We start from the raw sequence: 13,320 nt of genomic DNA on the forward strand, positions 1-13,320 counted from the left end.
GTCGCGTCACCGCGTCGTGCCCTCCGCGGTCTTCCGGGGCCAGGGCCACTCACCCTCTCCGGCGTCCTGACCCTCCAGCGTCGGAGCCGCCTCGGCGGCACGCTCCATCACGCCTCCGAGCCACGGCGCGGCCGGAACCTCCTCACCACGATGGGGGTAGGCGACATAGACCAGCACCAGGCCCGCGAGGACCAGGATGACGATCATGACAACGACGATGGCGAGCACGCGGGGCTTCCTCCCGGGGAATGGTCTGGACGGGCCCAACCCTGCCATAGCCGGCCTGCCCGCCGGGCCAGGAGGCACGCCTGCGGACGTCGCCACCGCACCGGTCAGGCGGGCTCGACCTCGCGCAACCGCTGGGAGATGACGGTCGAGACACCGTCGCCGCGCATGGTGACGCCGTACAGCGCGTCCCCGACCTCCATGGTGCGCTTCTGGTGGGTGATGACGAGCAGCTGAGAGCTCTCCCGCAGCTCCTCGTAGATCTCGAGCAGGCGCCCGAGGTTGGTGTCGTCGAGCGCGGCCTCGACCTCGTCGAGGATGTAGAACGGCGACGGGCGGGCCTTGAAGAGCGCGACCAGGAACGCCACCGCCACGAGCGAACGCTCGCCGCCCGAGAGCAGCGAGAGCCGCTTGACCTTCTTGCCGGGCGGGCGTGCCTCGACCTCGATGCCGGTGGTGAGCATGTTGGCCGGATCGGTCAGGACCAGGCGTCCCTCACCACCGGGGAAGAGCCGCTTGAAGACGTGGTCGAAGGCCTTCTCGACGTCGGCGTACGCCTCGGTGAAGACCTGCTCGACGCGGGTGTCGACCTCCTTCACGATGTCGAGGAGGTCCTTGCGGGTGGTCCTGAGGTCCTCGAGCTGCTCGGTGAGGAACTTGTGACGCTCCTCCATCGCGGCGAACTCCTCGAGGGCGAGCGGGTTGACCTTGCCGAGCTGCGCCAGGTCCCGCTCGGCCCGCTTGAGCCGCTTGGCCTGCTCCTCACGCACGAACGCAACCGGCTCCTGCGGGGTGCCGTCCTCCAGCGGCGGCTGAGGCACGGGCTGGTCGGGGCCGTAGTCGGCGATGAGGCCGTCGGCCTCGAGGCCGAGCTCCTCAAGCGCCTTCTCCTCGAGCTGCTCGATCCGCATGCGCTGCTGGGCCCGGGCCATCTCGTCACGGTGGACGGTGCTGACCAGGTCCTCGAGCTCACGGCCCAGGTCGCGGAGGGAGGCGCGGACGGTCAGCAGCTCCTGCTCGCGTCCGGCGCGCGACTGCTCGACCGCGGCACGCTCGTCGGCGGCCTGCTGCACCGAGGTCTCCAGGCGCACCAGCACCCGCTCGACCGCGACGCCCACGGCGCGGGCGGCGCGCGCCTCGCGCTGCAGCCTCGCGCGCCGCTCTGCCGCGCGCGCCCGCGCCTCGCGCTCCTGCCGCGCCGCACGCAGCAGGGAGTCGGAGCGCCCGTGGATCGCCCGGGCTCGCTCCTCCGCGGTCCGAAGCGCCAGCCGAGCATCCATCTCCGCCTGCCGCGCGGCACGGGCAGCCTCGACCAACCGCTCACGGTCGTCGGTGTCCGGCTCCTCGGCGGGCGCCTGCTCGGCGCCGGCCAGCCGCTCCTCGAGCTCGGCGAGGCCGGCCGTCGCCTGCGTCTTGGCCTCCTCGGCCTTCGCGATGGCCGCCGTCAGCCGTTCCGCTTCGCCGCGGGCGGCACGCGCCTGGGCGCCGTACTGACCGAGCTCCTCCGCGACGGCGGCGAGGGTCGCATCGGACTCATGCAACTTGGCGAGCGCGACGTCCACGCGCTTCTGCGCCTCGAGCCGCTCCGCCTCGAGGCGGGAGGTCTCGAAGGTCGCCCGCTCGGACGCGGCGACCGCCTCAGCGAGTTGCTCCGCGGCCTCGTCGACGGCGGCCTGGACCTCGAGGAGGCTCGGCGCCGACGACGAGCCACCGACGGCGACGTGCGTCGCGAGTACGTCGCCGTCGCGGGTCACCGCCGCCAGGCCGGGTGAGCCGGCGACGACCGTCCGGGCGGCGTCGAGGTCCTCGACGACGACCACGGCGCCCAGCAGCCGGGTCACCGCCGGCCGCAGCGCCTCGGGGCACTCGACGACGTCGAGCGCCCACGTCACCTCGGCGGCGACCGCGGGGCGGGACGACGCCTCGGCCGGGGCGCCGCCGAGGAGGAGGCCCGCACGGCCGAGGTCCTCCTCCTTGAGGTGTCTGATCGCAGCGAGCGCGGCCGCGGCATCGGCCACGACGATCGCGTCGGCCGTCGCACCGAGAGCACCCGCGACGGCGGTCTCGAAGCCCGTCCGCACGGTCAGCAGGGCGGCGACCGAGCCGAGGACGCCCTCCACTCCCTCCGCGGCCAGCAGGGCGCCGGCGCCGTCCTTGCGGTTGAGCCCCAGCTCCAGCGCATCCTTGCGCGCGGCGAGCGAGGCCCGGTCGCGGTCGGCCTGGGCGGCCTCCGCCTGCAGCTTGGCGAGTCGTTCCTCGATGTCGTCGAGCGCGGCGCTCGCCGCCTCGTGCTCGGCGTCGAGCCCCTCCTCCCCCGCGTCCAGACCGGCGACCTTCGTCTCAAGCGCGGTGAAGTCCCGCTGCGCGCGCTCCGCGCGGGCCAGCGCGTCCTCCCGCGCGGCGCTGAGCCGCCCGACCTCGTCGTCGGCCGCCGCCACCCGCGAACGCAACGTGTTGACCTGGCCGGTGAGCCGGGCGAGCCCCTCGCGCCGGTCCGCCGCCGCCCGGTGGAGGGCGGCGATCCGGCGCTCCTCCTCGGCCGCGGCGTCCTCGGCGGTCTTCCTGGCCGTCACCGACTCCTCGAGCGCGGCGCGGAGCGCCTCGACATCGGCGTCGGTCGCACGCTCCTGCTCCTTGGCCCTGGCGGCCTCGGCCTCCAGCTGCTCGGGGTCACGGCCGCCGCGGCTCTCGAGGTCGTCGGTCGTGGCCGCGTTGCGCACCCGCTCGGCGGCCAGCGACTGCGTCCCCCGCAGCCGCTCGCGCAGACCGGACAGCGCGAACCAGGTCTCTTGGGCCCTCGCCAGCGCCGGGAGGTCCTCGCGCAGGGCCGCCTCCAGGGCGGCCTCCTGCCGGCGTCCCTCCTCCAGCTGCCGCTCGACCGCCGCCCGGCGCTCGAGGAGCACCGACTCGTCGGCCAGCTCCTGCTCCAGCGCCGTACGCGCCGTGACGAGGTCGTCGGCCAGCAGCCGCGCCTTCGCGTCACGGACGTCGGCCTGGACCGTCGCGGCCTTGCGCGCCACCTCCGCCTGACGGCCCAGCGGCTTGAGCTGGCGTCGGATCTCGGTGAGCAGGTCGGCGAGCCGGTTGAGGTTGCCCTCGGTGGAGTCGAGCTTGCGGAGCGCCTTCTCCTTGCGCTTGCGGTGCTTGAGGACCCCCGCGGCCTCCTCGACGAAGCCGCGACGGTCCTCCGGGGTCGCGTGGAGGATCGAGTCGAGCTGACCCTGCCCGACGATCACGTGCATCTCCCGTCCGATGCCGGAGTCGCTCAGCAGCTCCTGCACGTCGAGGAGTCGGCAGGACCGCCCGTTGATGGCGTACTCCGAGCCGCCGTTGCGGAACATCGTCCGGCTGATCGTGACCTCGGCGTACTCGATCGGGAGCGCCCCGTCGGTGTTGTCGATCGTGAGCGCCACCTCGGCCCGCCCGAGGGGCGGCCGGCCCGACGTACCGGCGAAGATGACGTCCTCCATCTTGCCGCCGCGCAGGCTCTTCGCGCCCTGCTCGCCCATGACCCACGCCAGGGCGTCGACGACGTTGGACTTGCCCGAGCCGTTCGGTCCGACGATGCAGGTGATACCGGGCTCGAGCTGCAGGGTCGTCGCGGACGCGAAGGACTTGAACCCCTTCAGGGTCAGGCTCTTCAGGTACAACGTGCTGCTCCCTGGTCCTTGGCGCCGGCGTGCGGACGCAGCATCCTCTCAGACGCTGCGTGGGGAAGGTCAGCAAAGCCGAGCCTACCGGCCGGCGCTCCCGATTCCCGGCAGCCACGACGTAGCGTGGCCGAATGACCCAGCAGGTGCATCGGGTACACCCGGCGTTGCAGACCTACGTCGCGCGGTGCGTCGGCTACGACTACCTGCCCGATCCACGGGCGGTCCACCACGGGCTGCCGTCGCCGACGGCGACGCTCGTGATCGCCTTCGACGATCCGCTCGACACCGAGTGGCTCGGCGACCCCCGCTCCCGGGCCCGCCGGTGGACCACGGTCTCAGGGCTCGGCGTACGCCCCGCCCTGATCCACACCCATGGCATCCAACGTGGCATCCAGCTCGATCTGACCCCGGCGGGCGTCGGCGCACTGCTCGGCATGCCCGTGGCGGCGATCGCGGACAGCCTGCACACCCTGGCCGACCTCGGCCTCGGGGACGAGCTGCACGAGCGACTCGCCTCCGCGGTGTCCTGGCCCGACCGGTTCGCGCTGCTCGACGGCCTCCTCCTCGCCCAGTTGCACACGGACCCGGTCGGGCCGCCGCCGGAGGTCACGCACGCCTGGGACCTGATCTCCCGCTCCCGCGGACGCCTTCGGGTCAGCGTGGTCGCAGACCGGGCCGGCTGGAGCCGGCGCCACCTGCAGACCCGGTTCGGCGCCGAGTACGGCGTCTCCCCCAAGCAGGCAGCCCGACTGTTCCGCTTCCACTATGCCCGCTCACTCGCCCTTCGCGGACGACCCCTGGCGGCGATCGCCTACCAGGCCGGCTACGCCGACCAGGCTCATCTCACCCGTGACTGGCACGAGCTGGCGGGGGCACCTCCGGTGGCGACCTTGCGGGAGATGTTCCCAATCGTTCAAGACGAGGTGGTCGACGCTCGCGCAAGGTGAGTCCATGACCACCACACTCTTCTGCGCCCTGGCCTTCGCCGACGTCGAGCGAGGGATCACGTTCCTCGAGGCACTCGGCTTCACCGAGAAGGCGGTCTACCGCGACCCCGACCACCCGGAGGTGGTGCTGCACGCCCAGTTCGACTGGCGGGACTCCGGTGGCGTGATGTTCGGCTCGAGCAAGGCCGACGACCCGCACAAGGCCGGTGTCGGTCAGGCCCGCTGCTATCTGGTCGTCGACGCGGACGCGGCGGTCGACGAGGTCCACGCCAGAGCGCTCGCCGCAGGCGGCACGAGCCTGCGCGATCCGGTCGACATGGACTACGGCGGCCGCGGGAGCACCGTCCTGGATCCCGAGGGCAACCAGTGGAGCATCGGCTCGTATCCGGGCGAGTGAGATCGTGGCGTGCCGGCGCGGTGGCTTCCCTTAGGGTCGTGGGATGGAGCTGATCGCCTCGGGACGAGACGCCGACGTCTACGCGTACGCCGACGGGCTGGTGCTGCGCCGCTACCGCGACGGCCGTCCGGCCGGTGAGGAGGCCGAGCTCATGCGCTGGCTCGGCTGCGCGGGCTACCCGGTCCCGGAGGTGCACCGCTCCTCGGGCCCCGACCTGGTGATGGAACGGGTCGAGGGGCCGACCCTCGCCAGCGCGATGACCACGGGGCCCCTGTCCCCGGCCGACGGGGGCACGCTCCTCGCCGACCTGCACGACCGGCTCCATGCCTTGGAACACCACGGCGTGATGCCGCTCCTCCATCTCGACCTGCATCCGCTGAACGTCGTCCTCACGGCCGATGGTCCCGTGGTGCTCGACTGGTCCAACGCCCGGCGTGGACCGGCCGGACTGGACGTGGCCCTGACCGTCCTCATCCTCGAGCAGCTGCTCATCACGCCCGGCACGCTGCCGAGCGACCCGGCGCTGGAGACCGCGCTGCGCGAGTCGCTCGGTGAGTTCTTCCCGGCGTTCGTCTCCTCGGTCGCCACGCCCTACGTGGACCACCTCGGCGACGCCGAGGAGTTCCGCCGCCAGGATCCCTACCAGACCCAGGACCGGCTCAACCGCCTCGGCGAGGCTCGCGAGCGTGCCGAGGAGCTCGCCCGCGTCCACCGCTGAGCCCCGTTCGGCTCGGTCCCGGCGAGAGCGCACGCATGGAAGGAGCCGACTTCCGGGAATGTCCGGGAGTCGGCTCATCGGAACGGGCCGGGCCCGTCCGTGGTGGTGCGTTGTGGGGGTGCCCGTCTCAGACGGGCTGCATCTCCTGCATCGAGGACTCGAGGAGGTCTGCGGCATGCGCCTCGACCAGCGACTCGTTCTCCTTCTTGAGGGAGAGCACGAGCTCCTCGAGATCCCGGACCCGCGCACGCAGCCGAGCGTTCTCGGCGGTGAGGTGAGCGGGAGTCCGCAGGTCGCTGTTCATATAACCGATCAGCGCCTTGGCCATGAATCGTTCCTTCGAGTCAGATTCGGGGAAGACCCGGGTCGCCGGGCCGTCTTCAAGAGTCCCACCAAGACGCCGTGGGGTCAATCCGACGACGGTCCGCCCGGACCCGCGGCGCTCACGGCGCGGTCAGGACCGGTCAGGACCGACGCCGCCGCCGCTCGCTGAGCTCGCGCAGCTCGGCCTGCTCGGCGTCGGTGAGCGAGGCGGTGCCGGACTCGTGGATCTTGTCCAGGAGCTCGTCCATCCGCTGCTCGTCGCGCGACGGCGCCGGTGGCGGGGTCGTGGGCGGCGGGCTCCACGGACCCGACACGACCGTGGGCCGGCCGGGGTCGAAGTCGCGCTTGCGGCCCTTGGGGGTCTTGGGAGCACGCCGCCGGGGCGTCCCCAGCCGCGGGATCCAGGGATAGTCGGCGAGCATGCCGAACTGGCGGGCGACGAATCCGCAGACGACGATGCCGACGAGGAAGGTGACGAGCAGCGTCCAGTTCCGGGTCCCGAGGTAGGACAGGACCTGGATGCCGACGATCACGATGCCGACGACCCAGGCGGGGATGTTGAAGAAGAACATCCGCGTCGGCCACTCGGCGATCCACAGCAGCAGGACCATGATCTCGAGCATGCTGAGCCCGCTCAGCTCCGCGTCCACGCCGGCGAGCGCGTTGAGCCCGACGAAGACCGCGCCGAGCAGCACGGTCCAGATCGCGAGCATCCAGAGGAATCGCTTCTTGCCGAGGACGCTGCGCTCGACGTCGGAGGCGAAATACCAGAACAGGAAGATCGCGATCGCGTCCCACAGGCTGACGCCCCAGTAGGCGAACGGCCAGGTGAGCAGCGTCCAGATCCTGAGGTCGTCGACGACCCTCATCTTCGCGGCCGTGAGGTTGTATTCCAGCGTCCCGCGGAAGCCGTAGTCGAGGCTCCCGGAGCCCACCACGGCCGAGACGATGAGCGCGGCGACGCTCAGGAGCACGACCAACCAGCTCGTCGTCACCTCGAGCGTGCCGATGTGGAACCACGGCTCGTGGGGATGGCGGCCACCCGGCGTCAGTCGGAAACGTCCTCGCACGACGATGAGCCTAGTCAGCGCGTGGTTGGTGCGGCAGGGGTGGTCGGCGTACGACGTCCGGACCGGGCGGTCGACGTGCGCCGTCTCGGGGCCGGCTGGCAGACCGGGCAGAAGTAGGACGACCGGTTCATGAAGGCGACCCGCCGCAACAAAGCGCCACAGCGCTCGCAGGGCTCGTCCTCGCGACCGTAGGCGTGCAGGGAGCGGTCGAAGTAGCCCGACTCACCGTTGACGTTGACGTAGAGCGCGTCGAAGGAGGTGCCTCCCTGGGCGAGCGCCTCGTTCATGACGTCGCGGACGTGGCCGAGCAGCTCGCGCACCTGAGCGGCCGTGAGCCGGTTGCCGGGTCGCTCGCCGTGCAGCCGGGCGCGCCAGAGCGCCTCGTCGGCGTAGATGTTGCCGACGCCGCTGACCACCGTCTGGGTGAGCAGGATGCGCTTGATCCCGGAGCTGCTGCGCCGCACGCGGCGGACGAGCTCCGCGTCGTCGAAGAGCGGGTCGAGCGGGTCACGCGCGATGTGGCTGATCTCGGGCGGCAGCTCCGCTCCCCCACGACTCACCGACAGACCGCCGAACATCCGCTGGTCGACGAAGCGCAGCTCGCTGCCCTCGTCCGCGCCGGCGAGGCCGAGGCGGACGCGCAGATGACGTTCGTACGGCGCCGAGGACGGCTGCACAAGGAGCTGGCCGCTCATCCCGAGGTGCGCCATGATCGCGTCACCGGGCTCGCCGTCGAGCGGGGCGAGCGGCAGCCAGAGATACTTGCCACGACGGCGGGCACCCACGATGCGGCGACCGACCAGCTCCGCGGCGAAGCCCGCGGGGCCGGTCGGATGGCGGCGCACGGGCCGCTCGTGGCGGACGTCGACGGCGACGATCGTCGCGCCGACGACGTGACGCTCGAGGCCCGCCCGGACGACCTCGACCTCAGGGAGCTCGGGCACGGGCGCCTAGTCCCGCGCGGGGCCCTGCGCGGCGGTGTCGGCGAGGATCTCGCCGTACGCCGTCTCCGCGGCGGCCTGCTCGGCTTCCTTCTTGGAGCGGCCCACGCCGTTGCCGTAGAGCCGGTCACCGACCTTCACCTGCGCGGTGAAGGTCTTCATGTGGTCGGGCCCCGTGTCGGTGATGACATAGTCCGGGACGCCGAGCGACCGCTCCGCGGAGAGCTCCTGCAGCGAGGTCTTCCAGTCGAGGCCGGCGCCGAGCGCCGAGGCCTGCTCGATCAGGGGATCGAAGAGGCGGTGCACCACCGCCGCCGAGGTCTCGATGCCGCCGGAGAGGTGGACGGCGCCGATCACCGCCTCGACGGTGTCGGAGACGATCGACGCCTTGTCGCGGCCGCCGGTCGCCTCCTCGCCCCGGCCGAGCTTGACGTGCTCGCCGAGACCGATCGCACGACCGATGCCGGCGAGGGCGCGGGCGTTGACCACGGCGGCCCGCAGCTTGGCGAGCCGGCCCTCGGGAAGATCGGGATGCGTCAGATAGAGCGTCTCGGTCACCACGACACCGAGCACGGCGTCTCCCAAGAACTCCAGGCGTTCGTTGGTCGGGAGGCCGCCGTGCTCGTAGGCGTAGGACCGGTGCGTGAGCGCACGCTCCAGCAACTCGGGATCCAGCGTCGGATCACCGAGCGCCGCGCGGAGCTCGACGTAGTTGGTCAGGAGACCGGGCCGGTCAGAGGACCTGGCGACGGTCGGCGCGCGCGCCGTACTGGCCGCACTCGCCGCACGCGCGGTGCGGGAGGTGCTTGGCACCACAGGCGGGGTTCGCGCAGGTGACCAGCGTCGGGGCCACGGCCTTCCAGGCCGAGCGACGGTGGCGCGTGTTGCTGCGCGACATCTTCCGCTTCGGGACAGCCACTGTTCGTTCCTCTCACCAGGACCGGTCGACGACCGGCCAGATCCACTCTGCGCGGGCCGGGTGGCCCAACGTCACTCGTTGCTGTTGTTGCTGCTGCTCGGGTCCTGCTGGAGCGCGGTCAACCCCGCCCAACGCGGGTCGATCGGCTCCTCGTGCGTGTGGTCCGGCTCGTCCTTTCGTCGAACCCCGCATTCGGGGCACAGACCCGGACAGTCATCCTCACACATCGGCTGGAACGGCAGCGCGAGCACCACCGCATCCCGCAGCAGGGGCTCGAGGTCGAGCAGGTCGCCCTCGAGCATGCTGACCTCGTCGTCCTCCTCGGCGTCCGCGGCCGAGCGGGTGTCGTCATAGACGAACAGCTCCTGGAACGTGACCTCGGCTTCGTCCTCGATCGCGTCCAGGCACCGCACACACTCGCCCTCGAGCTCGACTCGCGCCGACCCCGTGACCAGGACGCCCTCCATGACCGCCTCGAGCCGCAGGTCGAGCTCGACCGGCGATCCCTCGGGGACACTGAGGACTTCGATGCCCAGATCCGCCGGCGCCGGCACCGTCCGTGTCAGCTCCCGCTGGGACCCCGGGCGGCGGCCGAGCTCGCGAGTATCGAGCACGAGCGGCGCTCTCGGGTCCAGGCTGGTCACGTGTTCACTTCCGGATGAGGGCACGACGAATCCAGAGAATCGTAGCCGTCGGGGCGGGGACGGACCAAAACACGACAGCGCCATCGCCACCGCGAGCGGGCGACCCGGTTCAGCCCGCCCGCTCGGCCAGGCGGGCGGTGAGGCGCTCGAGCACGTGGCGCGGCACGAAGTCGCTCACGTCGCCGCCGAAGGAGGCGACCTCCTTGACCAGACTGGAGGAGACGAACGACATCCCCGGGTCGGTCATGAGGAAGACCGTCTCCGTGCCGGTCAGGTGGGCGTTCATCTGCGCCATCTGGAGCTCGTAGTCATAGTCCGTCGCGCCGCGCAGTCCCTTGACGATCGCCTGCGCGCCGATCTCGGCGCAGAAGCTCGTGACCAGGCCGCTGAAGCCCTCCACCCGCACGTTCCCGAGCTCGGCGACCGCCTCGCGGAGCATGGCCATCCGCTCCTCCGCGGAGAAGAGCCGGCTCGAGGACGACGACTTCGCCTTGTTGACGCCGACGCCGACGACGACCTCGTCGAAGAGCGCCGCGGCCCGGCGGAAGATGTCGATGTGTCCGTTGGTCACCGGGTCGAACGACCCCGGGCAGACGGCCCGTCGTACCACGTGAACTCCTTCGCTGGAAGCGTCAGGCGCTTCGGTCGGGACCGGCGTGACCGTACCAAAGCGTGGTCTCGCCGTACTTGCGGCTGCGGACGTCGGCGAACACCGCGGGCCAGGCCGGCTCCGGGCTGCGCGCCGAACGCTCGACCACGACCATCGCCCCCGGCACCAGCCAGTCGTAGGTGACCAGGGCACCCAGGTCGCGGGCGAGGGCCGCGTCGTCGAGCGGGTAGGGCGGGTCGAGGAAGACGATGTCGTACGGCGCCGCCGGCGGTTTCGTCAGCGTGCTCGCCACCGGGGCACTCACGACGTTGGCCTTCGGGAAGCCGAGCGTCTTCGCATTGTGGCCGATCAGGGCGGCCGTACGCCGGTCGGACTCGACGAGCGTCACCACCCCGGCACCCCGCGACCAGGCCTCCAGGCCGACCGCGCCGCTGCCGGCGTAGAGGTCGAGGAAGCGAAGACCCTGCAGGGTCCCGCACCACGACTCGATCGCCGAGAAGAGCGCCTCGCGCACGCGGTCGCTCGTCGGGCGGGTCTGGGAACCTCGTGGCGTGGCGAGGCGGCGACCCCCGGCCTGCCCCGCGATGATCCGCGTCACGATCTCTCCATGTAGTCGGCCTGCGTCGAGCGCTCGATCTCCGCCACTCTCCGAGCGAGCAGCGGAGCGCCCTGCAGGTCGACATCCTCCCCGAGAAGCGCCTCGGCCGCAGCACGCGCCTCGACGATCGTCTCCTCGTCGCGCAGCACACGGAGGTTCTCCAGGCTCGACCGGACGCCGGACTGCGACGCCCCGAGGACGTCGCCCTCGCGCCGCTGCTCGAGATCGACCCGGGAGAGCTGGAAGCCGTCCGTGGTCGAGGCCACCGCCTCCAGCCGGTCGCGCGCCGGGGTGCCGGGCTCGGCTCGGCTGACCAGCAGGCAGAGCCCCGGGAGCCCGCCACGGCCGACCCGACCGCGCAGCTGATGGAGCTGGGACACGCCGAACCGGTCGGCGTCGAGGATCACCATCGTGGTCGCGTTGGGCACGTCGACGCCGACCTCGATGACGGTGGTGGCGACGAGGACGTCGACGTCGCCGCGGACGAAGTCGCGCATGGCGCGCTCCTTCTCCTCGGGCGTCAGCCGGCCGTGCAGGACGGCGATCCGGAGCCCCTCGAGCGGCCCCTTCGCGAGCTCGTCGGCGACCTCCACGACGGCGCTCAGCGCGGACTCGGGCGGCTTCAGCGCCTGGCCCTCCTCGTCGTAGTCGACCTGGTCGCTCTCCCCCGCCTCCTGCTGGTCGCCGGAGATGCGCGGAGCGACGACGTAGACCTGGTGGCCCTGCTCGACCTCCTCGCGGACCCGCTCCCAGACGCGGTGGACCCAGCCGGGGCGCTCGGCGAGCGGCACGAGGTTGGTCTGGATCGCCGCCCGCCCCGCGGGGAGCTCGGTGAGCGAGGAGATCTCGAGGTCGCCGAAGACGGTCATCGCGACGGTGCGCGGGATGGGCGTCGCCGTCATGACGAGCAGGTGGGGCGGCGTCCCGGCCTTGTCGGTCAGCGCCGCGCGCTGCTCGACGCCGAAGCGGTGCTGCTCGTCGACGACGACCAGGCCGAGGTCGTCGAACTGCACCTGCTCCTGCAGCAGGGCGTGCGTGCCGATGACGATCCCCGCCTCGCCGATGGCGATCCGGCTGAGCGGCTCCTTGCGCTGGGTCTTCGTCATCGAGCCGGTGAGCAGCTCGACGCCGGTGCTCTCCTCGCCCGCGAGGAGGCCGGCGCCCGCGAGATCGCCGAGCATGGTGGTGATCGAGCGGTGGTGCTGCTGCGCGAGCACCTCCGTGGGGGCGAGCAGCGCCGCCTGGCCACCCGAGTCGACGACCCGGAGCATCGCGCGGAGCGCGACCAGGGTCTTCCCCGAGCCGACCTCGCCCTGGAGCAGTCGATTCATCGGGTGGGGCCGGGCGAGGTCGGCCTCGATCTCCTCGCCCACCTCCCGCTGACCGGCCGTGAGCGTGAACGGGAGCCGCTCGTCGAAGAGCTCGAGCAGGTGACCGGCGCCGCCCACGCGGGCCTGGGCCCCCTGCGCCATCACCGTGCGGCGCCTCCGGCCGAGGACGAGCTGCAGCGTCAGCGCCTCGGCGAAGCGGAAGCGGCGATGGGCGGCGCGGACCTGCGCCAGGTCGTCGGGCGCGTGGATCCAGTCCAGCGCCGTGCGCAGGTCGAGGACGTCGTACGTCTCACGCAGGGCGGGCGGGAGCGGATCCTCGAGTCCGTCGACGACCTCCCGGGCGAAGCGGACGGCCCGCATGACGTCCCAGTGCTGCAGGCCGGAGGTGAGGGGGTAGATCGGGAAGAGGTCGCGGATCGCCTCGACCGTCATCGCGATGTCGGCGGAGTCGGTGTCGGAGGCGCCGGCCTCGCCGAAGAGCACCACCTGCGGGTTGGTGAGCTGCCACTTGCCGTTGAACGAGCCGGCCTTGCCCACGAAGACACCGCGGGTCCCAGGGCTGAGCCGGCGCTCGTGCCAGTCGGCGACATGCTTGGACTTCGAGAAGAACGTCATCCGCAGCCGCGCACCCTGGGTGCGCAGCACGGTCTCCACGCGGTACGCCGGCCGGCCGGTGCGACGGTCGGTGTACTGATGCCGACGGGTGTCCTCGATCTCGCCGAGGACCGTGAGCATCTCCCCCTCGTGGAGCTCGGGGACCTCGGTGAGCTCGGCCGTGCGGAGATAGCGGCGCGGGAAGTGGTGGAGCAGGTCGCCGACCGTGCGCAGGCCGAGTCCCTTGGTGAAGCGGTCCGCCCGCTTGTTGGCCCCGAGAACCGACTCGACCGGGGAGTCGAGCGTGATCGCCATCGGCTCCGTCTCCTTCGTTCCGCTCGTGGTTCCT

Annotated in this window: 14 protein-coding genes; 3 read left to right on the forward strand and 11 right to left on the reverse strand. The window is 71.9% G+C overall.

All coding sequences use genetic code 11. The features are described from left to right. Positions 1 to 6: 6 nt before the first annotated feature. On the reverse strand, positions 7 to 228 hold the full coding sequence (locus AB3X52_RS02480; RefSeq protein WP_367991195.1) for a hypothetical protein: 222 nt from the start codon (positions 226 to 228) through the stop codon (positions 7 to 9). 104 nt (positions 229 to 332) lie between these two features. Further along, positions 333 to 3,875 carry a chromosome segregation protein SMC gene (smc, locus tag AB3X52_RS02485; protein ID WP_367991197.1) on the reverse strand — a complete coding sequence of 1,181 codons (3,543 nt, stop codon included), beginning with the start codon at positions 3,873 to 3,875 and terminating at the stop codon, positions 333 to 335. A 134-nt stretch (positions 3,876 to 4,009) separates the two neighbouring features. Here smc and AB3X52_RS02490 point away from each other — a divergent pair, with 134 nt between their 5' ends. Genes AB3X52_RS02490 through AB3X52_RS02500 form a run of 3 tightly spaced genes read left to right on the forward strand, consistent with a single transcriptional unit; the run spans position 4,010 to position 5,940 of the window. Continuing rightward, the gene (locus AB3X52_RS02490) at positions 4,010 to 4,825 is read left to right on the forward strand and encodes an AraC family transcriptional regulator (RefSeq protein ID WP_367991198.1); all 816 of its coding nucleotides are present in this window, start codon (positions 4,010 to 4,012) and stop codon (positions 4,823 to 4,825) included. A gap of 4 nt (positions 4,826 to 4,829) precedes the next feature. Then, positions 4,830 to 5,222 (forward strand): VOC family protein, encoded by a 393-nt coding sequence (locus AB3X52_RS02495; protein WP_367991199.1) that lies wholly within the window; start codon positions 4,830 to 4,832, stop codon positions 5,220 to 5,222. Between the two features lie 43 nt (positions 5,223 to 5,265). After that, on the forward strand, positions 5,266 to 5,940 hold the full coding sequence (locus AB3X52_RS02500; protein WP_367991200.1) for a phosphotransferase: 675 nt from the start codon (positions 5,266 to 5,268) through the stop codon (positions 5,938 to 5,940). A 127-nt stretch (positions 5,941 to 6,067) separates the two neighbouring features. On the opposite strand, the gene AB3X52_RS02505 is transcribed toward AB3X52_RS02500, so the two are convergent. From AB3X52_RS02505 to AB3X52_RS02545, 9 genes are all read right to left on the reverse strand, one after another. Beyond that, complete coding sequence (locus AB3X52_RS02505) at positions 6,068 to 6,268, reverse strand: hypothetical protein (RefSeq protein WP_367991201.1); 201 nt, start codon at positions 6,266 to 6,268, stop codon at positions 6,068 to 6,070. A gap of 136 nt (positions 6,269 to 6,404) precedes the next feature. After that, entirely contained in the window at positions 6,405 to 7,334 is a 930-nt protein-coding gene (locus AB3X52_RS02510) for a DUF6576 domain-containing protein (RefSeq protein WP_367991202.1), read from the reverse strand. 14 nt (positions 7,335 to 7,348) lie between these two features. After that, complete coding sequence (gene mutM, locus AB3X52_RS02515) at positions 7,349 to 8,278, reverse strand: bifunctional DNA-formamidopyrimidine glycosylase/DNA-(apurinic or apyrimidinic site) lyase (RefSeq protein WP_367991203.1); 930 nt, start codon at positions 8,276 to 8,278, stop codon at positions 7,349 to 7,351. A gap of 6 nt (positions 8,279 to 8,284) precedes the next feature. Continuing rightward, complete coding sequence (gene rnc / locus AB3X52_RS02520; protein ID WP_437440527.1) at positions 8,285 to 9,088, reverse strand: ribonuclease III; 804 nt, start codon at positions 9,086 to 9,088, stop codon at positions 8,285 to 8,287. After that, complete coding sequence (gene rpmF / locus AB3X52_RS02525) at positions 9,009 to 9,194, reverse strand: 50S ribosomal protein L32 (protein ID WP_081790257.1); 186 nt, start codon at positions 9,192 to 9,194, stop codon at positions 9,009 to 9,011. Before rpmF ends, rnc begins: the two co-directional genes overlap by 80 nt. A 71-nt stretch (positions 9,195 to 9,265) precedes the next feature. Further along, complete coding sequence (locus tag AB3X52_RS02530) at positions 9,266 to 9,838, reverse strand: YceD family protein (protein WP_367991204.1); 573 nt, start codon at positions 9,836 to 9,838, stop codon at positions 9,266 to 9,268. Positions 9,839 to 9,947: 109 nt separating this feature from the next. After that, a complete protein-coding gene (gene coaD, locus AB3X52_RS02535) occupies positions 9,948 to 10,448 on the reverse strand; it encodes a pantetheine-phosphate adenylyltransferase (RefSeq protein WP_367991205.1) in 501 nt (166 codons plus the stop codon). A 22-nt stretch (positions 10,449 to 10,470) separates the two neighbouring features. Next, the gene (gene rsmD / locus AB3X52_RS02540) at positions 10,471 to 11,046 is read right to left on the reverse strand and encodes a 16S rRNA (guanine(966)-N(2))-methyltransferase RsmD (RefSeq protein WP_367991206.1); all 576 of its coding nucleotides are present in this window, start codon (positions 11,044 to 11,046) and stop codon (positions 10,471 to 10,473) included. After that, positions 11,043 to 13,286 carry an ATP-dependent DNA helicase RecG gene (locus AB3X52_RS02545; protein ID WP_367991207.1) on the reverse strand — a complete coding sequence of 748 codons (2,244 nt, stop codon included), beginning with the start codon at positions 13,284 to 13,286 and terminating at the stop codon, positions 11,043 to 11,045. Before AB3X52_RS02545 ends, rsmD begins: the two co-directional genes overlap by 4 nt. Between the last annotated feature and the right edge of the window lie 34 nt (positions 13,287 to 13,320).

Origin of the sequence: Nocardioides eburneus, from assembly GCF_040838215.1 — a bacterium.
GTDB lineage: Bacteria > Actinomycetota > Actinomycetes > Propionibacteriales > Nocardioidaceae > Nocardioides > Nocardioides eburneus.

What these genes read in the sequence shown, in the direction of transcription:
- AB3X52_RS02490 (WP_367991198.1), top strand. Translation starts at nt 4,010, where the DNA reads ATGACCCAGCAGGTGCATCGGGTACACCCGGCGTTGCAGACCTACGTC.
- AB3X52_RS02495 (WP_367991199.1), top strand. Translation starts at nt 4,830, where the DNA reads ATGACCACCACACTCTTCTGCGCCCTGGCCTTCGCCGACGTCGAGCGA.
- AB3X52_RS02500 (WP_367991200.1), top strand. Translation starts at nt 5,266, where the DNA reads ATGGAGCTGATCGCCTCGGGACGAGACGCCGACGTCTACGCGTACGCC.
- AB3X52_RS02505 (WP_367991201.1), bottom strand. Translation starts at nt 6,268, where the DNA reads ATGGCCAAGGCGCTGATCGGTTATATGAACAGCGACCTGCGGACTCCC.
- AB3X52_RS02545 (WP_367991207.1), bottom strand. Translation starts at nt 13,286, where the DNA reads ATGGCGATCACGCTCGACTCCCCGGTCGAGTCGGTTCTCGGGGCCAAC.